The following is a 20365-nucleotide window of genomic DNA, read 5'->3' on the forward strand; positions in this document are numbered from 1 at the left end:
GCGTTTTTATGTCACCAATAAGTTGTAAAGTAGAATCAATTGAGCCGTTAACCGACATTGTTAGTCGAGTAAAGTTGGCTGCATCAAGTCCAGTGTCGTTTAAAGCCGGACAATACGTGAAAGTTATTATGGGTGAAAACGATTCCCGACCTTTCTCTATAGCCAACTCGCCGGATGGTAGTAACCAAATCGAGTTACACATAGGGGCAGGTGTTGGCAATGATTATGCCGGTCAAGTGTTAGAAAAAATGAAGACCAAGGGTGAAATCGATATCGCTGGTGGACATGGTGAAGCATATTTACGAGACGAGAATATTAAACCCACTATTTTATTAGCTGGCGGAACGGGGTTTTCATATACATATTCTATTCTCCAACAACGATTAAAAATCGCCGATACGCAACCTGTATTTTTATACTGGGGAACTCAGACGTTAGCTGATATGTATGAATACGAAGCGCTGATTGAACTGGAGAAAGAGCATTCGAATTTTCGATTTATTCCGGTAGTAGATGCACCTGATGAAGATTGGCAAGGTAAATCCGGTTGGGTTCACCAAGCCATATTGGCTGATTTTGTCAGTTTAGAACCCTATCAAGTGTATGTTGCAGGTCGATTTGAAATGGCCGGTGTGGCTCGAGACGATTTCCAAAAACAAGGCTTATTGTTGGAAAACCTGTTTGGAGATGCTTATCAGTTTATTTAATGACAAAACGTCAAGGTAAAAATTGTAAGCTAATCATCAGTCTATAAAAGCCGCTTAATTGATTTAAGCGGTTTTTTATATTCATCAGCTCAAAACAGTAACTTGTTTATCAATCTATTTCCCCATAGACTCGAGTTTAAAAAATAATCAAGGAATATCAATGCTCGACGTTATCATCATCGGTGGCGGGCCTGCTGGGAGTACAGTTGCGTCGCTATTAAAGAAATATAATCCTGATCTCACTGTCAGCATATATGAAAGAGCAATTTTCCCCAGAGACCATGTTGGAGAAAGTCAGTTACCTTCAATTGGCCCAATACTAGAGGAAATGGGGGTTTGGGATAAAATAGAGGCAGCCAAGTTCCCTATAAAAATAGGTGCCTCTTATACTTGGGGGAGAAATAACGAAAGATGGGACTTCGATTTTTATCCAATTGAGGATTGGAAAGACAATCAACGGCCCGAAAAATATGAAGGACAGCGAAAATATACTGCATTTCAAGTTGATAGGGCAATTTACGACAACATTTTATTACGCCATAGCGAAGAAAAAGGTGTAGAGGTTCATGAAAATCAAGGCGTTAAACAAGTACTCCGGGATGGAGATAAAATAACGGGGCTACAACTAGCTGATGATTCTATTGTAAGAGCAAAGTACTATGTTGATGCGACTGGCGTTACAGGGTTATTTAGAAAGACTTTTAGTATCGAAAACTGGTCGCCTCAAGAATTAAAAAATATTGCAGTATGGAATTATTGGACTAACGCCGATTGGGCCGTTGAGATTGGTAAAGGCGCTACACGAGTACAAGTTAGAAGTTTGCCCTATGGCTGGATCTGGTTTATTCCACTTGGAGAAACGCGTACCTCTGTTGGTCTAATTTGCCCAGCTGAATATGTGAAACAAAATGGCAAGTCTGCTAAACAACTCTATCAAACTGCAATTCAGGAACAAAAAGAGATTGCGAGTTTACTAAAAAATGCGACGCCTGAAGGGGACGTTAGTCTTACAAAGGATTGGTCCCACTTATTAGAGCAACTAGTTGGTGATAACTGGTTTGTATGTGGTGAAGCTGCGGGGTTTGCTGACCCAATATTAGCTGCGGGTATGAGTTTAGCACACAGTTCCGCAAGAGAAGTTGCGTATACGATTTTAGCCATTGAAAAAAAATCACATGACCAGCAATGGTTAAAAGATAGATACGAAGAGAAAACTCGAAACAATATCCAACAACACATTAAGTTTGCTCAATATTGGTATGCTGCTAATGGCTGTTTTACAGATTTACAACAAAATTGTTCTGCCATAGCCAAAGAAGCTGGATTGCAGTTATCACCTGAAAAAGCATGGCAATGGCTTAGTCAAGGTGGCTTCACTACCGAACAATTGGGTTTGGCAACGTTTGGCTCTTTTGATATATCTTCTGCACGTCAATTAATTAGTAAGTTCGACAAAAGCGAACGTGTTAGTCAGATGAAAATTTCAGGTTTTAATAAGTTTAAGCTTAATACTCGCGGTGCTAAGCCGTTTTTTTTGGGACATTCGGAGAATGGTGAAATTACACAGGTACCCTGCTTAAAAAGGGGACAACAAGTTCTTCCTGATATTGGCTATTACCAAACTATGACTCAGTTGCTAAAACAAACTTCTGACATTCATATAATTTTGGCTAACTTAAAAAGCAAAATTGCAAATGAAGTGCCCCCAGCTAAGCAAAATCTAACATTTAGTGCATGCATTCAAGCTTTAGAAGCAATGGCAGAACAAAATTGGGTTGAATGTAAAGTGAATAAAAAGAAGCCAATTATAAATATTGGCTCAGCAGAATCCCGACATATTAGATCAAGTGCCCAGGCTGATAAAGCAATCGCAAAATCTAAAAATGCCCACATATTAAAATCAAATATATAAATTTTAACAGTGTTTAAGTTGCGACTCGTTGTAATAGTGATTTATTAATATGGGTAAATTATTTCTGTCAACTTTTTTTACGTAATTATTTTTAATCTAATAAGGTTAATAAGTATCACTCTGATAAATATAATATTTATTTTTTAGGCTCGATTTTTGCTGCTCATTAAATGCGCAATAGTATTTATGAAATTGACTTCCGGCACTGACTGTTTAAAAAGGGAAATAAAATGAAAAAAATATTCACACGAGCGTTTGTTCCAATGTTGTTATTAACCGCGGGATCATATGCTCACACTGCAAGTGCTGGTATTATTGATCTAAGCGGAAAAGACTCAGATGGTACCCCAAACACATTTATTTATAATGAATCTCAAACAGGTTCTCTTGATTCCATTTCTTTCGATTTAAATGTTGAACATTTTGGCACTTCTTGGGGATCTGAAACTCGCATCTCACTTGCTCATGAATCGGGTTTTGACATTGAATTTGAAGGCTACACTGATTTTGGTTGGGGAACTACCGCAGGCCTTTACAATTTTGTAGGTGATTTTGCTATCGCCGGCGGTCCCGCTAACGCCTCTGGCGTTTGGACGGTTAGCTTGTATGAAATTTGGGACGATGCAGGTATTGATTCTACCTTTGGCTCAGGCTCATTGATGACATTAAATATAAGCGATGTTCCAGAACCTGGAATTATAGGAATTTTAGGACTTGGTTTATTTGCAATGCGCAGGCGATTTACGTAAACCTAAATTGTTCAGGGAAAACTGGAGTACTCGCTCCAGTTTTAGTTTCTAAATTAAGTTTTACTATTGATATATTGTGGCATTTTAAATTTGCACTAATTCTGAAAAACGCTTTAAATCATCTCCCGCTCAAGTATATTGAACTAGTCTTAGTATAATTTATCTTCAATTTATTAAAAAAAGCTTAGTTTCGTAACAATCAATGGCTATAATGCCGAGCATGAATATAAAAAATAAACAAAATTTAGAAAAAAACGATCCTCATTTCCTGCGTGAAAAAGACAAATATGAAAACCCTGTAGCAAGTAGAGAATATTTGCTGCAGGTGATGGTAGAGCAAAAAACTCCCCTTACATTTTTAGAAATTTGCCAGTTAGTCAAAGCCTCAGACGAAGATAGCCGCATAGGTGTTCAACGGCGCTTAAGAGCCATGGAGCGCGAAGGTCAAATAGTCTTCAATCGTCAGAAAAAATATGGCGTGGCCGATAAAATGGAACTCATTAAAGGCCGGGTAATAGGCCACCGAGACGGTTTTGGCTTCCTTAAACGCGATGATGGCGAAAAAGATTTATTTATCCATCAAGCGCAAATGCAAGCGCTACTTCATGATGATGTGGTGTTAGTAAAAGAAAGCGGAACAGATAACCGTGGACGCAGAGAAGCTAGAATCGCCAGAATTATCGAGCCACGCACCGAACCAATTGTTGGACGTTACTTTGTAGAGCACGGTGTAAGCATGGTTATCCCTGATGATAGCCGTATTGGTCATGAAATTATGATCCCTTCTGAGCATGTTAATGGTGCTCGCCAGGGAAATGTTGTTGTGGTGGAAGTCATACAGCGTCCCCGCAAACGCGTAAATCCTATTGGCAAGATATTAGAAGTGCTTGGCGAGCATATGGCCCCTGGCATGGAAATCGAAATGGCATTGCGCACTTTTGATATACCTCATGAATGGCCAAAGGCTGTCAGTAGACAAGTTGCTAGTTTACAAGAACAAGTTCCTGAAGAAGCAAAGCAAAATCGAATTGATTTGCGTCAATTGCCACTGGTTACTATTGATGGTGAAGACGCGCGTGATTTTGATGATGCGGTATTTTGTGAGCCTCTTGACGAAGGAGGTTGGCAGCTTTGGGTTGCTATTGCTGATGTCAGTTATTATGTGAAAACCGGCACCGCATTGGATGATGAAGCACAACAGCGCGGTAATTCAGTTTACTTTCCTGAACAAGTAGTTCCTATGTTGCCTGAAGTATTGAGCAACGGGTTATGTTCCCTTAATCCTGAAGTTGATCGTTTGTGCATGGTCTGTGAAATGACGATTAGTGCGCACGGAAAGCTGCAAGATTACCAGTTTTATGAAGCCGTTATGAATTCTAAGGCTCGTCTTACATACACCAAAGTGGGTGCAATATTAGACGGCGATCCAGAATTACATAAACGTTACGTTGAGCACGTTCCCCATTTGCGTAATTTGCATGATATGTACCGTGTGCTGAAAAGAGCACGTAATAAGCGGGGCGCGATTGAGTTTGAAACTCAAGAAAGTAAATTTGTGTTCAATGCACAACGGAAAATAGATCACATTGTTCCAGTGGTGCGCAATGATGCCCACAAGCTGATTGAAGAATGTATGATTTTGGCAAATGTGTCGGCGGCTCAATTTTTAGAAAAAAATAAAGCGCCAGCATTGTATCGAATCCACGATGAACCGAATGAAGACAGATTGACTTCTTTTACGTCTTATTTGAAAGAAGTCGGCATTGAGCATCGCATAGGTAAAGAAGCTAAACCGCAAGATTTCACCGATTTAGTGGGCAAAATACAAGGTCGTCCAGATCAAGAGTTGATACAAACTATGCTGTTGCGTTCAATGAAGCAAGCGGTATATGACAATGACAATATTGGTCACTTTGGATTGGCTTTAGAAGCTTACGCTCACTTTACATCGCCAATTCGGCGCTATCCTGACTTAGTGGTGCACCGCGCAATTAAAGCGGTTCTTGATAAGCAGGCCAGCCGTAAAAGTAAAACCGGTGGCAAGTCATACAGCGAAGAAGAGGTAGAGGCGCTAGGCGAACAGTGTTCAATGACTGAGCGCCGAGCAGATGATGCGACAAGAGACGTGGCTGATTGGTTAAAATGTGAATTCATGTTGGACCACGTAGGCGATGTATTTGAAGGCGTTATTGCGTCTGTTACCGGTTTCGGCTTTTTTGTGCGCTTGAGTGAGTTTCATATCGATGGATTGGTACACATCTCATCATTGGAAAATGACTACTATCATTTTGATGAAGTGAAACAATGTCTGGTTGGTGAAGCTATGGGTAAACGTTACCGTTTAGGTGATCCCCTCAAAGTTAAAGTGGCAGCGGTTAATCTGGATGAACGAAAAATTGACTTTATCTTAGATGAACCTAAGGGCCGCGGAGCTCGCAAAGCTGCCGGAAGCAAGCCTAGAAAGGCGACCGATAAAACGCAATCAAAAGGCGAACCCAAGGAGTCGGCCAAACAAGGTGCGGCGAAAAAAGGGGCTGGTAAACCAAGCAGAAGAGCCACAGATAAATCATCGACTAAGGCTGCAAAGTCTAAACGTCGTTCAGCAAAAAGGAATAAATAGGCATGGCTCAGCAAGAGTGGTTATATGGTATTCACGCTTTAGAAGCAGTTGTTCAGCGCGAACCCGAAAGACTCATAGAGTTGTTTGTGCTCAAAGGTCGTGAAGATGATCGATTGTTCAACATAATCAATCAAGCTCGACGTTTTGGGATTGCTGTGCAATTTTGCCAACGCAAAACCTTAGACGATAAAGTGGATGGTGAACAACACCAAGGAGTCGTTGCTCGAGCTAAACCTGGTAAGCAATACAGTGAAAATGACTTAATGGCGATAGTTGAAAGCAATGATAAGCCGTTTTTGCTTATCCTTGACGGAGTAACCGATCCTCACAATTTAGGTGCTTGTTTACGTACTGCAGAGGCAGCTGGCGTTCATGCCCTAGTGGTGCCCAAAGATAAGTCAGCGGCATTAACACCTACAGTACGCAAAGTTGCCAGCGGAGCTGCTGACGTAATTCCATTAGTGCAAGTCACCAACTTAGCAAGAACCTTAAGGGAACTGCAAAAAGCTGGAGTATGGATTGTTGGCACTGCAGGCGAAGCAAAACAGAGCCTTTATGAGTGCTCGTTTAATGGCCCTATTGCTCTAGTCATGGGGGCTGAAGGCAAGGGCATGAGACGATTAACTCGAGAACATTGCGATGAGCTTATCAAACTGCCAATGGCTGGCACCGTTACTAGTTTGAATGTTTCAGTTGCAACTGGGGTTTGCTTGTTTGAAATAGTCCGCCAAAGACAAGTTTAGTCATTCTACAATATGGTTTATTCACTTACCTCAAGCTTTCAATGTCAGTGAATAAACCATCAGCCCAACCTCTGTTTACCTGCGCTAATACTAAGTTAAAATTCATTAATAACTCGCTGCATTTTTCAGTAAAAATATGTTGAATAGTTTTCTATCATCAAAAATGATTATTGATTCATCGAAAATAAGGTTCATTCAGCCGCAAGCAGTGTTCTAATAGTGTTATCTTTTTGTTAATTTAAAGACTTAGACGGTTTATTCATTCAATCAATGAGTAAATTTAACCTAGTCGGAACGAATCAGGTATCCAAATGACCACTAAAACGCCTCTAGAATTATTTTACGAAAAAGTAAAATCACACCCCAATAAAATATATTTAACTCAACCTCAAAATGGCAAAGTAACTGAATATAGTTGGCAGCAAGTGGATCAAAAAGTACGTCAAGTGGCGCAAGGTTTGACCAACTTAGGGTTACCAAAAGGCAGCCATATTGGACTTATTTCAAAAAATTGCGCCGAATGGTTCATCACTGATTTAGCCATAATGATGGCCGGACACATTTCAATACCGATTTTCCCAACCGCCGGCCCTGACACAATATCCTACGTGTTAGATCATGCTAAATGCCCAGTCGTTTTTGTGGGTAAGTTGGAACATGCGGCGGAGCAAATTGCTGCAATTCCTGATGGTATTAAGAGTATTGCTTTTCCATATGCTGGGAACATGTGTGACGTCGATTGGGAAACTTTCACCGCAGGCGGTGAGTTCGAGGGATATCCCGTACCCGATATGAAAGATGTTATGACCATTATTTATACATCAGGAAGTACTGGTGCGCCTAAAGGTGTTGTACAAACCTATGAATCTGTTAGCTGGACTGCGAAATCGTCGTTATCTGCATTAAGTGTCAATGAACAAGACAGAATTCTAAGTTATCTACCCCTTGCTCATATTACTGAGAGAATATTAGTCGAGATGGCGAGTTTATATTCTGGGCTACACATATTTTTCATCGAATCGTTGGACACGTTTAAAACAGATATTCAGCGCTGCCAACCTACATTGTTTATATCTGTTCCAAGACTCTGGACTCGTTTTCAAATGGGGGTTTTGGCGCAAATGCCCCAGAGGAAACTTGAGCGTTTATTACGGATACCTATTATTGGAGGTATTGTCGCTAAGAAAATTCGTAAAGGCTTGGGGTTAGATAACGCCCGTCTGTGCGCCAGCGGGTCTGCACCAATTCCTCCCGCCACAATCCACTGGTTTCACCGCATCGGCATAGAAATCTGTGAAGGCTGGGGCATGACAGAAAACTGTGCTTATGGAACTAGCAGCGTGCCTTTCCGTGAAGACAAAATTGGTTGTATTGGTAAAGCCTATGAAGGTGTCGATATTCGTATTGCTGAGGATGGGGAAATTCAAGTTAAAGGCCCCTGTAATATGAAGGAGTACTATTTAGAGGCTGAAAAAACTGCCGAAGTCTTTACTGAAGATGGTTATTTGCGAACCGGTGATAAAGGCGAATTAGATAATGAAGGGTATATTCGTATCACTGGACGCTTAAAAGATATTTTTAAAACCGCCAAGGGTAAATACGTAACGCCGGTGCCGATTGAATCGTTAATCATGGAAAATGAAATAGTCGAACAGGTTTGTGTAACGGGCAGTGACCTCAAGCAGCCTATCGCATTGTTGATTATTTCCGAAATAGCGAGAAAACAAAGCGCCGAACAAGTGATTAGGTCTCTCGAAGAAACCGTACATAAAGTGAACGCCAACTTAGAAAGTCATCAAGTTTTAGATAGATTAGTAGTTGTTGAAGATGATTGGACGATTGAAAACGACTTATTAACGCCAACTTTGAAAATAAAACGGCATGTTTTAGAGAAAAAATACAAAGATGTGATTAATGCACCTTACAAAGAAAAGGTGGTTTGGTTATCATAGGCGGATATTTCCATCTCACTTAATCTGATTTGGATATAAACTACTAGCGAAATGGTGGGCGGTAATTAACAGTTTTCATTTTCAGTAGGGGCGGTTGAATTAGGTAGTTGTCATTTTTTATTGGCATACTTAAAGTCACTGCCCATTGTTTTCTATTGGAGTTTACGAGTTTTTTGAAAAGATTATCTAAAGATTTGAACTTTTATTTAGTGTATGAATCGTAACTTCGTTATAGAATCCCTGCAATTAGGTTTTGCGCTTGTTTTTAAGGAAAGTGTTTTAATGCGAAGTAAAGTTAGTTTTGCCCTGATGGGTGTGTTATTGGCCACAGGGTTAACAGCCTGCAGTAGCTCAGATGACAATGATACTGAATTCAGTTCTTCTGGTTATATTCAATTTTACAATGGTTCCACAAATAGTGCTTTAACCACTATGCGCGGCACTGAAGAAACGCAAGTTCTAGCATCTGCGTCTTACGGTGATGTCACTAGTATGATCCAGACCGATACGGGATTTACTGAAATTGAGTTTTATCGGACAGATTCAGATGACCAAGAAGTGATTCTTGAGACTCGCGATATTGATTTACCAAATGGTCAGAAAACGTTGGTAATGCTAACCGGTGATTTCACCGACCCAACGTTCAATGAATATCGCTTTGAGCGCGAAGAGCTTGATGACCATTTTAGATTATTTGCTATTTCGGTTGTTTCTGACCAAAGCAGCTACGATTTGTATATGAGTGATTCAGGTTCTCCGTTTAGTGAAGCTAACTTGTTATCTACCATAAATTACGAAAGCTTGGATGAGATGGTTTACTGGGCTCCTGATGACGATGACGAAAACTTCGACGAAGGTAGCTATACTATTTACCTAACTGAACCTGGTTCAACTGACGTCATTTTTGAGTCTAATACAGTTTCATTCCAATTTGCTACTGAGTATGTTCTAGTCATTCGCAGCAGCAGTGGTGCGATTCAAGATGATATCGAAATTGATTTAGTGCTTAACTCTTCAACAGTGTCGAACCTTGATGATGTTAATGCGAGCGCTCAATACCGTCTTTACAACAGTCTAGACAATGGCGCCGTTGAATTTACCTTAGAAGGAAATGAAGTAACTGATCCTTTGCAAGTAAATGCAAATGAAAAAACTGACTTTAATGATATCGAATTCGGTGATTATCGTTTATCTGCTGAGCTAACAACTGACGGTACTATTAACTTTAACAATCGCTTAGTAACGTTAAACCAAGGTGAAAGTAAGGCTATCATCATCTATCAAGATGCTAACGATAAGCTAACTTCACTATCTTTCGATGAGAGTGATCAACCTCAGGTTTACGATAAAGAAGTGGTAGCCGCTAACTTAGTTTCTGATTTCATCGACGTTGACTTATATTTTGTACGTAAAGACGAAACCATTGAATCTGCTGAGTACCTAATATCAAGTATCGACTTTGGTGAATCTAAATCGGTTACATTGCCAAGTGATTTCTATGAATTGGTAGCGGTATTCGATGACAATGAAGATACCCAAATCTTATTGGATAGAACTGAACTACTAGGTTTAAATGAAGAAGCAAATTATATAATTACTATTGAAGAGTCGTTAGATTCTCCAACAGGATATAAGATTTCACTTCTATATTAATCAATTGATTCAGTAAAAATCGGCTCCTTAGAGCCGATTTTTTTATCCAACAAGTTATTTTCCCACAGCCGTTAAACCTTCCTTTGTAAATCTATATTTACTGATTACCACTTATTCTACAATTATTTTGAAATTGCGCTATCACACAGCTTTATTTTCTGTTATAGTTTCGCGCCCTTTTTATAGGGGTATGTATGAATTTTCAGCAAGCGAAAAAGCATTAAACTTTTAGTTTGTTAGAATTTTTGTAGCTTAAACGACCCGTGAGGGTCTTAATTTAAACAGCGGAGCACTAACATGATCCAAATGCAAACTAACCTGGATGTTGCCGACAACTCCGGCGCTCGCAGGGTTCAGTGTATTAAGGTTCTTGGTGGCTCGCATCGCCGTTATGCACATATCGGTGACATCATCAAAGTTACTGTCAAGGAAGCAATTCCTCGTGGCAAAGTAAAAAAAGGTGACGTTCTGAATGCAGTGGTGGTGCGTACTAGGAAAGGCGTTCGTCGAGCTGATGGTTCTACTATCCGTTTTGATAATAACGCAGCTGTTTTGCTTAACGCAAACAAGCAACCTATTGGTACGCGTATCTTTGGCCCGGTCACTCGTGAGCTTCGTGGAGATTCATTCATGAAGATCATTTCATTGGCCCCAGAGGTACTATAAGGAGTCACGATAATGGCTAGAAAAATTCGTCGTGATGATGAAGTAGTCGTATTAGCAGGCAAAGACAAAGGAAAACAAGGCAAAGTCCTTAAAGTACTAGCGTCTGATGACAAGCTAATAATAGAAGGTGTGAATTTGGTGAAGAAACACCAGAAGCCTAATCCTCAAATGAATGTCCCTGGCGGCATCATTGAAAAGGAAGCAGCAATTCACGTATCAAATGTAGCGGTTGTTAACCCAGCGACGGGTAAAGCAGATCGCGTTGGTTTCCGTTTCGAAGATGAGAAGAAAGTTCGTTTCTTCAAATCTAACGGCGAACTAGTTTAATTAATTGGAGAGTACGATGGCGAAACTGCATGATTTCTATAAAGAAACAGTAGTGGGCGAACTTGCGAAGCAGTTCAACTACAAAAGCGTCATGCAAGTCCCTCGGATCGAAAAAATCACCTTAAACATGGGTTTAGGTGAAGCGATAGCGGACAAGAAAGTTTTGGAAAACGCGCAGGCTGATATGGCTGCGATTGCTGGACAAAAACCAATTGTTACTGTTGCTCGTAAGTCTGTAGCGGGTTTTAAAATCCGTGAAGGTTATCCGATTGGCTGTAAAGTAACCTTACGTGGTGAGCGTATGTGGGAATTCTTGGAACGTTTGATTTCAATCGCAATTCCTCGTATCCGTGACTTCCGTGGCTTGAATGCAAAATCATTCGACGGCCGTGGTAACTATAGCATGGGTGTACGTGAGCAAATTATCTTCCCTGAGATCGACTTTGATAAAGTTGATAAGATTCGCGGTATGGATATTACTATCACTACTAGCGCAAACTCAGACGATGAAGCAAAAGCGCTTTTAACCGCTTTTAACTTCCCGTTTAGAAAATAAGGTGTAGGGTTATGGCAAAAGAATCAATGAAAGCGCGCGAAGTAAAACGCGCCAAGCTAGCAGCAAAGTACGGTACTAAACGTGCTGAGCTAAAAGCGATTATCAGCGATGTTAACGTTACTGATGAAGAACGTTGGGATGCTGTTCTTAAGCTACAACAACTTCCACGTGACTCTAGTCTATCACGCAAGCAAAACCGCTGCCGTGTAACTGGACGTCCACATGGGTTCCTACGCAAATTTGGTCTTAGCCGTATAAAGTTGCGTGAAGCAGCAATGCGCGGTGAAGTCCCTGGCCTTAAAAAAGCCAGCTGGTAAGGAGTAGCCAATATGAGCATGCAAGATCCTATCGCGGATATGTTTACCCGCATTCGTAACGGCCAATTGGCAAGCAAAGTAACAGTTGCTATGCCTTCTTCTAAACTTCGCGTTTCAATCGCTAAAGTTTTAAAAGATGAAGGTTATATCTCTGACTTCGCTGTGTCTGGTGACGTTAAGCCTGTAATTGAAGTAGCACTTAAATACTTCGAAGGCAAAAAAGTAATTGAGAGCATTGAACGAGTCAGTCGTCCTGGTCTGCGCATCTATAAGAAAAAAGATGAGCTTCCTAAAGTGATGGGTGGTTTGGGAATAGCTATCGTGTCTACCTCAAAAGGTGTGATGACTGACCGTGCAGCTCGTAAAGCTGGCATGGGCGGTGAGATCATCGGTTATGTAGCGTAACGGGAGATAGAATATGTCACGTATAGCAAAAGCTCCTGTCGATATCAAATCTGGTGTAGAAGTAACTATCGCTGGTCAAGATGTCACAGTTAAAGGAAAAAACGGTACTCTAAATCGTTCATTCAACGACGCAGTTGAAGTCGTACAAGAAGAGAATCAATTGAAAGCACTTCCTCGTGAAGGTTTCGCTAACAATTGGGCTCAAGCTGGTACAGCTCGCTCTTTATTGAATGCAATGGTACATGGTGTATCTGAAGGGTTCGAAAAGAAATTACAACTAACAGGTGTTGGTTACCGTGCTCAAGCACAAGGTAGCAAACTTAACCTAACGTTGGGCTTCTCTCACCCAGTAGTTTATGAAATGCCTGCTGGTATTTCGATTGAAACTCCTACCCAAACTGAAATCGTCGTCAAAGGCGCTGATAAGCAAGTGGTAGGTCAGGTTGCAGCTAACATCCGCGCTTATCGTCCACCAGAGCCTTATAAAGGTAAGGGTGTTCGTTATGCTGATGAAGTTGTGCGTCGTAAAGAAGCTAAGAAAAAGTAGGTAGGTGATACGATGGATAAGAAATCAGCTCGCTTGCGTCGCGCTACCCGCGCCCGCAAAAAAATTAGTGAACTGGCCGCGCATCGCTTGGTTATTAACCGCACACCTCGCCACATATACGCGCAGTTAATCGCGCCTAGTGGTTCAGAAGTGTTAGCGGCGGCTTCTACTGTTGAAACAGAACTTCGTAATTCCCTTAAATCTACGGGTAATTCTGAAGCTGCTGCAGCAGTAGGCAAAGCGATTGCAGAACGCGCTATTGAAAAAGGCATCAAAGAAATTGCTTTTGACCGTAGTGGTTTCAAATATCACGGTCGAGTTAAAGCATTAGCTGACGCTGCACGTGAAGCAGGCCTTCAGTTCTAGGAGTTAATTATGGCTAAAGTAGAAGTTCAACAACAGGGTGACCTGTTAGAAAAGCTGATCGCTGTAAACCGTGTATCAAAAGTAGTTAAAGGTGGTCGTATCTTTAGCTTTACTGCTTTGACAGTAGTTGGTGACGGAAATGGTCGTGTTGGTTTTGGTTACGGTAAGGCACGTGAAGTACCTGCTGCAATCCAAAAAGCTATGGAAAAGGCACGTCGCAATCTTGTGAACGTAGACCTTAACGGCAACACGCTACAGCATCCAATTAAAGGACGTCACTCAGGCTCCAAGGTTTACATGCAACCAGCATCAGAAGGTACTGGTATTATTGCCGGTGGTGCAATGCGTGCAGTTCTTGAAGTTGCAGGTGTACAAAACGTACTTTCAAAATGCTACGGCTCAACAAACCCAATCAACGTTGTTCGTGCAACAATCAATGCTTTAGTAGAGATGAACTCTCCTGAAGGGATTGCTGCAAAACGTGGATTGCCTGTTGACGAAATTTTGGGGTAATTGAACATGGCTAAGATGATTAAAGTAAAGCAAACTAAAAGCTCTATTGGTCGTCTACCTAAGCACAGAGCTACATTGACTGGTTTAGGTTTGCGTCGCATCGGGCATGTTCGTGAGTTGGAAGACACCCCAGCCGTTCGTGGCATGATCAACCGTGTATATTACATGGTCGAATTAGTGGAGGAGTAAGAGATGAAATTAAATACTATTGCTCCTGCACCTGGAGCTAAAAATTCTGGTAAGCGCGTAGGTCGCGGTATCGGTTCAGGTCTTGGAAAAACTGGTGGCCGCGGTCACAAAGGTCAAAAGAGTCGCTCTGGCGGTTCTGTTAAGCCTGGTTTTGAAGGCGGACAAATGCCAATCCAGCGCCGTCTACCTAAGTTCGGTTTCACTTCTCGTGTATCCTTTGTTTCTGACCAAGTTACATTGAGTGAAATTGCTAAAGTAGAAGGTGATGAGGTTTCACTAGTAACTTTGAAAGCAGCAGGTCTTATCAAAAAAGAAATGCTAAACGTCAAAGTTATGAAAAGTGGCGAAATCTCTCGTGCAGTTACTGTAAAAGGTTTAAAGGTATCTAAAGGCGCACTTGAAGCAATTCAAGCAGCTGGCGGTAAAGTAGAGGAATAAGCTAGATGGCAAAACCAGGACAGGACTCAAGCGCTAAAGGCGGCTTGAGCGAGCTTAAATCAAGACTATTGTTCGTACTAGGTGCGATCATTGTATTTAGACTCGGTTCATATGTACCTATTCCTGGTATTGATGCCAATGTGTTAGCTCAGTTATTTGAGCAGCAAAAGGGCACTATCGTGGAAATGTTTAATATGTTTTCAGGTGGTGCACTTGAGCGCGCATCGGTTCTTGCCCTAGGTATTATGCCATATATTTCGGCTTCAATTATCATGCAGTTGCTTACAGTTGTGCATCCGCCGATGATTGAGTTGAAAAAAGAAGGCGAAGCCGGACGTCGTAAAATAAGTCAGTACACACGTTACTTTACGTTGGTGTTGGCAACTTTCCAAGCAATTGGAATAGCGACTAATTTACCTAACTTGATTTCAGGTTTGGTGATTGCCCCTGGTTTCGGTTTTTACTTTACAGCGGTAGTGAGTTTGGTTACTGGTACCATGTTTTTGATGTGGTTAGGTGAGCAAATTACCGAAAGAGGTATCGGTAACGGTATCTCCATTTTGATCTTTTCTGGTATTGTTGCCGGTCTGCCTACAGCGATTGGTCAGACTGCGGAGCAAGCCAGACAAGGTGACCTGAATGTACTATTGTTATTGTTGATTGGTGTAATCATTGTAGCCATCACTTACTTTGTAGTGTTTGTTGAACGTGGTCAACGACGTATTGTTGTTAACTATGCGAAGAAACAGCAAGGCCGTAAGGTTTTTGCAGCACAAAGTACGCATTTACCTCTTAAGGTAAATATGGCCGGTGTTATTCCTCCTATCTTTGCATCTAGTATTATTTTGTTCCCTGGAACTATCGCAAGTTGGTTCGGTCAAAATGAGTCATTCTCCTGGCTACAGGATGTGGCTTTGATGTTGTCCCCTGGGCAGCCTTTGTACGTAATGTTATACGCTGCGGCGATTATCTTCTTCTGTTTCTTCTATACTGCGTTGGTATTTAACCCACGTGAGACAGCAGATAACTTGAAAAAGTCTGGTGCTTTTGTACCTGGTATTCGTCCTGGTGAGCAAACGTCTCGTTACATCGATAAAGTAATGACACGCCTTACTTTGGCAGGCGCACTTTACATAACCTTTATTTGTTTGGTGCCTGAATTCATGTTGATCGCTTGGAACGTTCAGTTCTATTTTGGCGGTACATCACTACTTATTATCGTGGTGGTAATCATGGATTTCATGGCGCAGGTGCAGACTCATTTGATGTCACATCAATATGAATCTGTTCTTAAGAAAGCGAATCTTAAAGGCTACGGTCGTTAAGATAAGCGTTTACGGAGTGGTGATATGAAAGTTCGTGCATCCGTTAAAAAGATTTGCCGTAGCTGCAAAGTCGTAAAACGCAATGGCGTGGTACGTATAATTTGTAGTTCTGACCCTAAGCATAAGCAAAGGCAAGGTTAATCGAAATGTGGTATTTGGGTGAAATCGGTCATACTACCGACTCACCCAAGCTTAATTTGCAATTTGGTCATCGGGTAAGTATCCTATCGGGCTTTTTAGGCTGATGACAATAATTTAAGAGGAGTGCTGTTAATGGCCCGTATCGCTGGCATTAACATCCCTGAACACAAGCACGCTGTGATTGCTATCCAATCAATCTATGGCGTAGGCGCGACACGTGCGAAAAGCATTTGTGAAGCTGCTGGTGTTACAGAGTCAACCAAGATTAAAGATCTTGATGAAACAACGATTGACAAGCTTCGTGACGAAGTCGCGAAATTCATGGTAGAAGGTGATCTTCGCCGTGAAGTGTCAATGAACATCAAACGTTTGATGGACCTAGGTTGCTTCCGTGGTATACGCCACCGTCGTAGCTTACCTCTACGTGGTCAACGCACTAAAACAAATGCGCGTACCCGTAAAGGTCCTCGTAAGCCAATTAAAAAGTAAGCGAGGTTAGTTATGGCTAAAGCACCTACAAAAAGCACGCGTAAGCGCGCAAAACGTCAAGTTGCAGACGGTATGGCTCATATCCATGCGTCTTTCAACAACACAATAGTGACAATTACTGACCGTCAAGGTAACGCCTTGTCTTGGGCAACGTCAGGTGGTTCAGGTTTCCGTGGTTCACGTAAATCTACCCCTTTTGCTGCACAGGTTGCTGCTGAGCGCGCAGGTATTGCTGCTCAGGATTACGGTTTGAAAAACTTAGAAGTATTCGTAAAAGGTCCAGGTCCAGGTCGTGAATCTGCAATCCGTGCTTTGAATGCAACTGGTTATAAAATCACTAATATTACCGATGTGACACCTATTCCTCACAACGGTTGTCGTCCACCGAAAAAACGTCGCGTTTAATCGACGGACAGTTGGAGAAAGATCATGGCTAGATATTTGGGTCCAAAACTCAAACTTAGTCGTCGCGAAGGAACAGATTTGTTCCTTAAAAGTGGCGTTCGAGCAATTGACTCGAAATGTAAGATAGATACTGCCCCAGGTCAGCATGGAGCCCGTCGTGGCCGTTTGTCTGATTACGGTGTGCAGCTACGTGAAAAGCAAAAAGTACGTCGTATGTATGGCGTATTGGAAAAGCAGTTCCGTAACTATTATAAAGAAGCAGCGCGTTTAAAAGGCAACACAGGTGAAAACTTGCTACAGCTTTTAGAACAGCGTCTTGACAATGTTGTTTACCGTATGGGTTTTGCTAGTACACGTGCTGAAGCTCGTCAGCTAGTAAGCCATAAAGCTATTATGGTTAACGGTAAGGTTGTTAATATACCTTCTTATAATGTTTCTGCTGAAGACGTTGTTTCCGTTCGTGAGAAATCTAAAAAGCAAGCGCGTATCGTTGCTGCTTTAGAGTTGGCGGACCAACGTGAGAAACCAACTTGGATTGAAGTAGACAGCAAGAAGATGGAAGGCGTTTTCAAACGTGTTCCTGAAAGAACTGATTTGTCTGCTGAAATTAACGAACAGTTGATCGTCGAACTTTACTCTAAGTAAAGCATAATCAAGAGAGGAAACAATGCCGGGTTCTGTAACTGAATTCCTAAAACCAAGGTTAGTGGAAATAGAAAACTTATCACCAACACGCGCTAAAGTGACACTTGAGCCATTAGAGCGTGGTTTTGGTCATACTCTTGGTAACGCGCTTCGTCGCATCCTTTTGTCATCGATGCCTGGTTGCGCCGTGACAGAAGTTGAAATCGATGGTGTATTACATGAGTACAGCACTAAAGAGGGTGTACAAGAAGATGTCATCGAGATTTTGCTTAACCTTAAAGGTTTGGCTGTTAAAATCGAAGGCAAAACTGAAGCTACTCTTACTTTAGTCAAGTCTGGTGCAGGCCCTGTTACTGCTGGTGATATTCAGCATGATGGAGATGTAGAGATCTTTAATCCTGACCATTTGATTTGTACGCTTACTGGCGATGCCGAGTTAAGCATGCGTATCAAAGTTGAAATGGGTCGTGGATATGTTCCTGCGTCAACTCGCCGTTCCTCTGAAGAAGATGATCGACCTATCGGTCGTTTGTTAGTTGATGCTTCTTATAGTCCAGTAGAGCGTATAGCTTATAACGTTGAATCTGCTCGTGTTGAACAACGCACAGATTTAGACAAATTAATTATTGATATGGAAACCAATGGAACTTTGGATCCGGAAGAAGCGATTCGTCGTTCAGCTACAATTTTAGCTGAGCAATTAGACGCATTCGTTGAACTTCGTGATATTTCAGAGCCTGTTGCTAAAGAAGAGAAGCCGGAATTTGATCCTATTCTTCTTCGTCCAGTTGATGATTTAGAGCTTACTGTACGTTCAGCTAACTGTTTGAAAGCTGAAGCTATCCAGTACATTGGTGACCTGGTGCAACGCACTGAAGTTGAGCTGTTAAAAACGCCTAACTTAGGTAAGAAATCTCTTACTGAGATTAAAGACGTGTTGGCATCTCGTGGTCTTTCTTTGGGTATGCGCCTAGAAAATTGGCCTCCAGAGAGTATCGCAGAAAAAGATTAATCAGGTCGCAAGATAAACTGATTTGTAAAGAAGGATAGAGCTATGCGCCATCGTAACAGTGGTCGTCAGTTAAATCGTAACAGCAGTCATCGTCAAGCAATGTTTAAAAACATGGCTGGCTCATTAGTTAAGCACGAAGTTATTAAAACTACGTTGCCAAAAGCTAAAGAACTGCGTCGCGTAATCGAACCTCTTATCACACTTGCTAAGCAAGACAGTGTAGCTAATCGTCGTTTGGCGATGGCACGTACTGGTGATAAAGAAGTTGTTGGTAAATTGTTTAATGAACTTGGTCCGCGCTATGAAGCTCGTCCAGGCGGATATCTTCGCATTTTAAAATGTGGTTTCCGTTCTGGTGATAACGCGCCAATGGCTTTCGTTGAACTAGTTGACCGTCCAGTTATTGAAGAAGTTGAAGAAGCTGAAGTAGTAACTGAGGAGTAATAACTCCAAACCAATTAAAAAAGCCGAGCTAATGCTCGGCTTTTTTGTATCTGCTATTTATCTAAATAATAATTAGAATAAACTGCCAGGTCGAAACTTATTGGTTTTTTATGAACGCTAACTGTTCATCTGTTGCACCGGCATTTTTTGCATACTTAAATAACTCTTCAGGTGGCACCCCCGCATTAATAGCGGTCACCAAAATTCTTCTTACACTTTCTTGCTCCTTTGATGATTCGCGTAAAGCGGTAGTAACTACCTGCTCAGCTTCATCTGGGAAGGTTGCTAATAATGCATCTACTACATATTCACCAACAAACGGCATTGCTGAAACTGCAGTTTTGATAATTTCTACCATTTCATTTGGATGTGAGCGAGATAAAGTTTGCACGATGTTGTCTGCGGAATCTGGTTCTGTCTCCACGGCAATGCGTACAATTTCGTCCATTTCTTCAGGTGTTGAAAAGGCTGCTGCGCGAACTATAAAGTCGACATAACTAGGTTCTGCATTAATTGCTGTCTCTACAATACTAGAGCAACTACTAATACCTTTTTCAATCGCCAAAGAAACAACTTCACCTGTTAGTGCTGGTTCGGCAGAAATAGCTGCGTGGATAATTTCTTTATACTTTTCTGGGTACAAGTCTAGGGCAGTGCTTACTACTCCGATTGCTTCTCTAGGGTAATTTCCGATAATACTTTTTATTGCGCGGCCGATGGACATCGACTGGTCAACTTGCTTTTTAACAAAGTCAGCGGTCAAGCGACTATTATTGTCACTAACGCCATTTGCTGGTATTGCAAATGCGTGAGTACTTAAAACGCCCAAAGCTAACACGATCGGGGTAATTTTTTTCATAATAAACACCTACTTAGACCTACTAATCTATAGTAAGACAACAAAAATCGTTAAGAGTTTAAAAGTAACAACAATTTGTTATAAATAATACTTTATTCGGTAATTGTTCGTTAAATAAACTGATTTCGACAATATTAAATTAATTTCACTTTTTTTTCGGTATTAGGGTTGACCTAAAGTTATAAATCTCTACAATGCGCCCAGCTTTTGCAGGACATCTTAAGTTTGTCAAACCAACCTTAAGAGAAGCTGAAGAAAGCGAGAAAAAAGATTAAATAATTTATAAAATAAATTGTTGACATCAAATACCGGAAGTGTAGAATACGCCTCCCGCTTGAGAGAGACCTAACGGACTCACTAAGCAGAGAAAAAGTTTTCTAGGCGA

At 41.4% G+C, this 20365-nt stretch carries 25 protein-coding genes; 24 read left to right on the forward strand and 1 reads right to left on the reverse strand.

Annotation, left to right across the window (positions count from 1 at the left end):
• The first annotated feature begins 8 nt into the window (after positions 1 to 8).
• The 24 genes from fre to rplQ all read left to right on the forward strand — a co-directional run bounded on the left by fre (position 9) and on the right by rplQ (position 19121).
• Positions 9 to 707: an NAD(P)H-flavin reductase gene (fre, locus tag Q4567_RS03690; RefSeq protein WP_216049643.1), complete on the forward strand. Its 699-nt coding sequence runs from the start codon at positions 9 to 11 to the stop codon at positions 705 to 707.
• A 160-nt stretch (positions 708 to 867) separates the two neighbouring features.
• Positions 868 to 2619 carry an NAD(P)/FAD-dependent oxidoreductase gene (locus Q4567_RS03695; protein ID WP_303499412.1) on the forward strand — a complete coding sequence of 584 codons (1752 nt, stop codon included), beginning with the start codon at positions 868 to 870 and terminating at the stop codon, positions 2617 to 2619.
• Positions 2620 to 2849: 230 nt separating this feature from the next.
• Positions 2850 to 3368 (forward strand): PEP-CTERM sorting domain-containing protein, encoded by a 519-nt coding sequence (locus Q4567_RS03700; protein ID WP_303499413.1) that lies wholly within the window; start codon positions 2850 to 2852, stop codon positions 3366 to 3368.
• Positions 3369 to 3588: 220 nt separating this feature from the next.
• Complete coding sequence (gene rnr, locus Q4567_RS03705; RefSeq protein WP_303499414.1) at positions 3589 to 5988, forward strand: ribonuclease R; 2400 nt, start codon at positions 3589 to 3591, stop codon at positions 5986 to 5988.
• A gap of 2 nt (positions 5989 to 5990) precedes the next feature.
• The gene (gene rlmB, locus Q4567_RS03710) at positions 5991 to 6731 is read left to right on the forward strand and encodes a 23S rRNA (guanosine(2251)-2'-O)-methyltransferase RlmB (RefSeq protein WP_216049645.1); all 741 of its coding nucleotides are present in this window, start codon (positions 5991 to 5993) and stop codon (positions 6729 to 6731) included.
• A gap of 311 nt (positions 6732 to 7042) precedes the next feature.
• Positions 7043 to 8683, forward strand: a complete 1641-nt coding sequence (locus Q4567_RS03715; RefSeq protein ID WP_303499416.1) for an AMP-binding protein — start codon at positions 7043 to 7045, stop codon at positions 8681 to 8683.
• A 282-nt stretch (positions 8684 to 8965) separates the two neighbouring features.
• Positions 8966 to 10336 carry a DUF4397 domain-containing protein gene (locus Q4567_RS03720; RefSeq protein WP_216049647.1) on the forward strand — a complete coding sequence of 457 codons (1371 nt, stop codon included), beginning with the start codon at positions 8966 to 8968 and terminating at the stop codon, positions 10334 to 10336.
• Between the two features lie 297 nt (positions 10337 to 10633).
• A complete protein-coding gene (gene rplN / locus Q4567_RS03725) occupies positions 10634 to 11002 on the forward strand; it encodes a 50S ribosomal protein L14 (RefSeq protein ID WP_008846203.1) in 369 nt (122 codons plus the stop codon).
• 12 nt (positions 11003 to 11014) lie between these two features.
• Complete coding sequence (gene rplX / locus Q4567_RS03730; protein ID WP_216049648.1) at positions 11015 to 11329, forward strand: 50S ribosomal protein L24; 315 nt, start codon at positions 11015 to 11017, stop codon at positions 11327 to 11329.
• A 16-nt stretch (positions 11330 to 11345) separates the two neighbouring features.
• On the forward strand, positions 11346 to 11885 hold the full coding sequence (rplE, locus tag Q4567_RS03735; protein WP_216049649.1) for a 50S ribosomal protein L5: 540 nt from the start codon (positions 11346 to 11348) through the stop codon (positions 11883 to 11885).
• A gap of 11 nt (positions 11886 to 11896) precedes the next feature.
• On the forward strand, positions 11897 to 12202 hold the full coding sequence (gene rpsN / locus Q4567_RS03740; protein ID WP_216049650.1) for a 30S ribosomal protein S14: 306 nt from the start codon (positions 11897 to 11899) through the stop codon (positions 12200 to 12202).
• A gap of 12 nt (positions 12203 to 12214) precedes the next feature.
• Positions 12215 to 12607 carry a 30S ribosomal protein S8 gene (gene rpsH / locus Q4567_RS03745; protein ID WP_216049651.1) on the forward strand — a complete coding sequence of 131 codons (393 nt, stop codon included), beginning with the start codon at positions 12215 to 12217 and terminating at the stop codon, positions 12605 to 12607.
• Positions 12608 to 12620: 13 nt separating this feature from the next.
• Positions 12621 to 13154 carry a 50S ribosomal protein L6 gene (gene rplF, locus Q4567_RS03750; RefSeq protein ID WP_216049652.1) on the forward strand — a complete coding sequence of 178 codons (534 nt, stop codon included), beginning with the start codon at positions 12621 to 12623 and terminating at the stop codon, positions 13152 to 13154.
• Positions 13155 to 13166: 12 nt separating this feature from the next.
• The gene (gene rplR, locus Q4567_RS03755) at positions 13167 to 13520 is read left to right on the forward strand and encodes a 50S ribosomal protein L18 (RefSeq protein ID WP_216049653.1); all 354 of its coding nucleotides are present in this window, start codon (positions 13167 to 13169) and stop codon (positions 13518 to 13520) included.
• A gap of 9 nt (positions 13521 to 13529) precedes the next feature.
• The gene (rpsE, locus tag Q4567_RS03760) at positions 13530 to 14033 is read left to right on the forward strand and encodes a 30S ribosomal protein S5 (protein WP_216049654.1); all 504 of its coding nucleotides are present in this window, start codon (positions 13530 to 13532) and stop codon (positions 14031 to 14033) included.
• A gap of 6 nt (positions 14034 to 14039) precedes the next feature.
• Complete coding sequence (gene rpmD, locus Q4567_RS03765; protein WP_216049655.1) at positions 14040 to 14222, forward strand: 50S ribosomal protein L30; 183 nt, start codon at positions 14040 to 14042, stop codon at positions 14220 to 14222.
• A gap of 3 nt (positions 14223 to 14225) precedes the next feature.
• A complete protein-coding gene (gene rplO, locus Q4567_RS03770) occupies positions 14226 to 14660 on the forward strand; it encodes a 50S ribosomal protein L15 (RefSeq protein ID WP_216049656.1) in 435 nt (144 codons plus the stop codon).
• A 5-nt stretch (positions 14661 to 14665) separates the two neighbouring features.
• On the forward strand, positions 14666 to 15985 hold the full coding sequence (gene secY / locus Q4567_RS03775; RefSeq protein ID WP_216049657.1) for a preprotein translocase subunit SecY: 1320 nt from the start codon (positions 14666 to 14668) through the stop codon (positions 15983 to 15985).
• A 24-nt stretch (positions 15986 to 16009) separates the two neighbouring features.
• A complete protein-coding gene (rpmJ, locus tag Q4567_RS03780) occupies positions 16010 to 16126 on the forward strand; it encodes a 50S ribosomal protein L36 (RefSeq protein WP_216049658.1) in 117 nt (38 codons plus the stop codon).
• Positions 16127 to 16258: 132 nt separating this feature from the next.
• On the forward strand, positions 16259 to 16615 hold the full coding sequence (rpsM, locus tag Q4567_RS03785; protein WP_008846192.1) for a 30S ribosomal protein S13: 357 nt from the start codon (positions 16259 to 16261) through the stop codon (positions 16613 to 16615).
• Between the two features lie 12 nt (positions 16616 to 16627).
• Positions 16628 to 17020: a 30S ribosomal protein S11 gene (gene rpsK, locus Q4567_RS03790; RefSeq protein WP_216049659.1), complete on the forward strand. Its 393-nt coding sequence runs from the start codon at positions 16628 to 16630 to the stop codon at positions 17018 to 17020.
• A 24-nt stretch (positions 17021 to 17044) separates the two neighbouring features.
• Positions 17045 to 17665 (forward strand): 30S ribosomal protein S4, encoded by a 621-nt coding sequence (gene rpsD, locus Q4567_RS03795; protein ID WP_216049660.1) that lies wholly within the window; start codon positions 17045 to 17047, stop codon positions 17663 to 17665.
• Positions 17666 to 17687: 22 nt separating this feature from the next.
• Positions 17688 to 18677, forward strand: coding sequence for a DNA-directed RNA polymerase subunit alpha (gene rpoA / locus Q4567_RS03800; RefSeq protein ID WP_008846189.1), 990 nt, complete (start codon positions 17688 to 17690; stop codon positions 18675 to 18677).
• 42 nt (positions 18678 to 18719) lie between these two features.
• On the forward strand, positions 18720 to 19121 hold the full coding sequence (rplQ, locus tag Q4567_RS03805) for a 50S ribosomal protein L17 (RefSeq protein WP_216049661.1): 402 nt from the start codon (positions 18720 to 18722) through the stop codon (positions 19119 to 19121).
• A 97-nt stretch (positions 19122 to 19218) separates the two neighbouring features.
• Here the strand turns inward: rplQ and Q4567_RS03810 are convergent, their stop codons facing one another.
• Positions 19219 to 19980: a hypothetical protein gene (locus tag Q4567_RS03810; RefSeq protein WP_303499420.1), complete on the reverse strand. Its 762-nt coding sequence runs from the start codon at positions 19978 to 19980 to the stop codon at positions 19219 to 19221.
• Between the last annotated feature and the right edge of the window lie 385 nt (positions 19981 to 20365).

The organism is Aliiglaciecola sp. 2_MG-2023 (assembly GCF_030548145.1).
Classification (GTDB): domain Bacteria; phylum Pseudomonadota; class Gammaproteobacteria; order Enterobacterales; family Alteromonadaceae; genus Aliiglaciecola; species Aliiglaciecola lipolytica_A.

Coding starts and splice junctions, on each gene's coding strand:
- fre (WP_216049643.1), top strand. CDS start 9: ATGTCACCAATAAGTTGTAAAGTAGAATCAATTGAGCCGTTAACCGAC.
- Q4567_RS03695 (WP_303499412.1), top strand. CDS start 868: ATGCTCGACGTTATCATCATCGGTGGCGGGCCTGCTGGGAGTACAGTT.
- Q4567_RS03700 (WP_303499413.1), top strand. CDS start 2,850: ATGAAAAAAATATTCACACGAGCGTTTGTTCCAATGTTGTTATTAACC.
- rnr (WP_303499414.1), top strand. CDS start 3,589: ATGAATATAAAAAATAAACAAAATTTAGAAAAAAACGATCCTCATTTC.
- rlmB (WP_216049645.1), top strand. CDS start 5,991: ATGGCTCAGCAAGAGTGGTTATATGGTATTCACGCTTTAGAAGCAGTT.
- Q4567_RS03715 (WP_303499416.1), top strand. CDS start 7,043: ATGACCACTAAAACGCCTCTAGAATTATTTTACGAAAAAGTAAAATCA.
- Q4567_RS03720 (WP_216049647.1), top strand. CDS start 8,966: ATGCGAAGTAAAGTTAGTTTTGCCCTGATGGGTGTGTTATTGGCCACA.
- rplN (WP_008846203.1), top strand. CDS start 10,634: ATGATCCAAATGCAAACTAACCTGGATGTTGCCGACAACTCCGGCGCT.
- rplX (WP_216049648.1), top strand. CDS start 11,015: ATGGCTAGAAAAATTCGTCGTGATGATGAAGTAGTCGTATTAGCAGGC.
- rplE (WP_216049649.1), top strand. CDS start 11,346: ATGGCGAAACTGCATGATTTCTATAAAGAAACAGTAGTGGGCGAACTT.
- rpsN (WP_216049650.1), top strand. CDS start 11,897: ATGGCAAAAGAATCAATGAAAGCGCGCGAAGTAAAACGCGCCAAGCTA.
- rpsH (WP_216049651.1), top strand. CDS start 12,215: ATGAGCATGCAAGATCCTATCGCGGATATGTTTACCCGCATTCGTAAC.
- rplF (WP_216049652.1), top strand. CDS start 12,621: ATGTCACGTATAGCAAAAGCTCCTGTCGATATCAAATCTGGTGTAGAA.
- rplR (WP_216049653.1), top strand. CDS start 13,167: ATGGATAAGAAATCAGCTCGCTTGCGTCGCGCTACCCGCGCCCGCAAA.
- rpsE (WP_216049654.1), top strand. CDS start 13,530: ATGGCTAAAGTAGAAGTTCAACAACAGGGTGACCTGTTAGAAAAGCTG.
- rpmD (WP_216049655.1), top strand. CDS start 14,040: ATGGCTAAGATGATTAAAGTAAAGCAAACTAAAAGCTCTATTGGTCGT.
- rplO (WP_216049656.1), top strand. CDS start 14,226: ATGAAATTAAATACTATTGCTCCTGCACCTGGAGCTAAAAATTCTGGT.
- secY (WP_216049657.1), top strand. CDS start 14,666: ATGGCAAAACCAGGACAGGACTCAAGCGCTAAAGGCGGCTTGAGCGAG.
- rpmJ (WP_216049658.1), top strand. CDS start 16,010: ATGAAAGTTCGTGCATCCGTTAAAAAGATTTGCCGTAGCTGCAAAGTC.
- rpsM (WP_008846192.1), top strand. CDS start 16,259: ATGGCCCGTATCGCTGGCATTAACATCCCTGAACACAAGCACGCTGTG.
- rpsK (WP_216049659.1), top strand. CDS start 16,628: ATGGCTAAAGCACCTACAAAAAGCACGCGTAAGCGCGCAAAACGTCAA.
- rpsD (WP_216049660.1), top strand. CDS start 17,045: ATGGCTAGATATTTGGGTCCAAAACTCAAACTTAGTCGTCGCGAAGGA.
- rpoA (WP_008846189.1), top strand. CDS start 17,688: ATGCCGGGTTCTGTAACTGAATTCCTAAAACCAAGGTTAGTGGAAATA.
- rplQ (WP_216049661.1), top strand. CDS start 18,720: ATGCGCCATCGTAACAGTGGTCGTCAGTTAAATCGTAACAGCAGTCAT.
- Q4567_RS03810 (WP_303499420.1), bottom strand. CDS start 19,980: ATGAAAAAAATTACCCCGATCGTGTTAGCTTTGGGCGTTTTAAGTACT.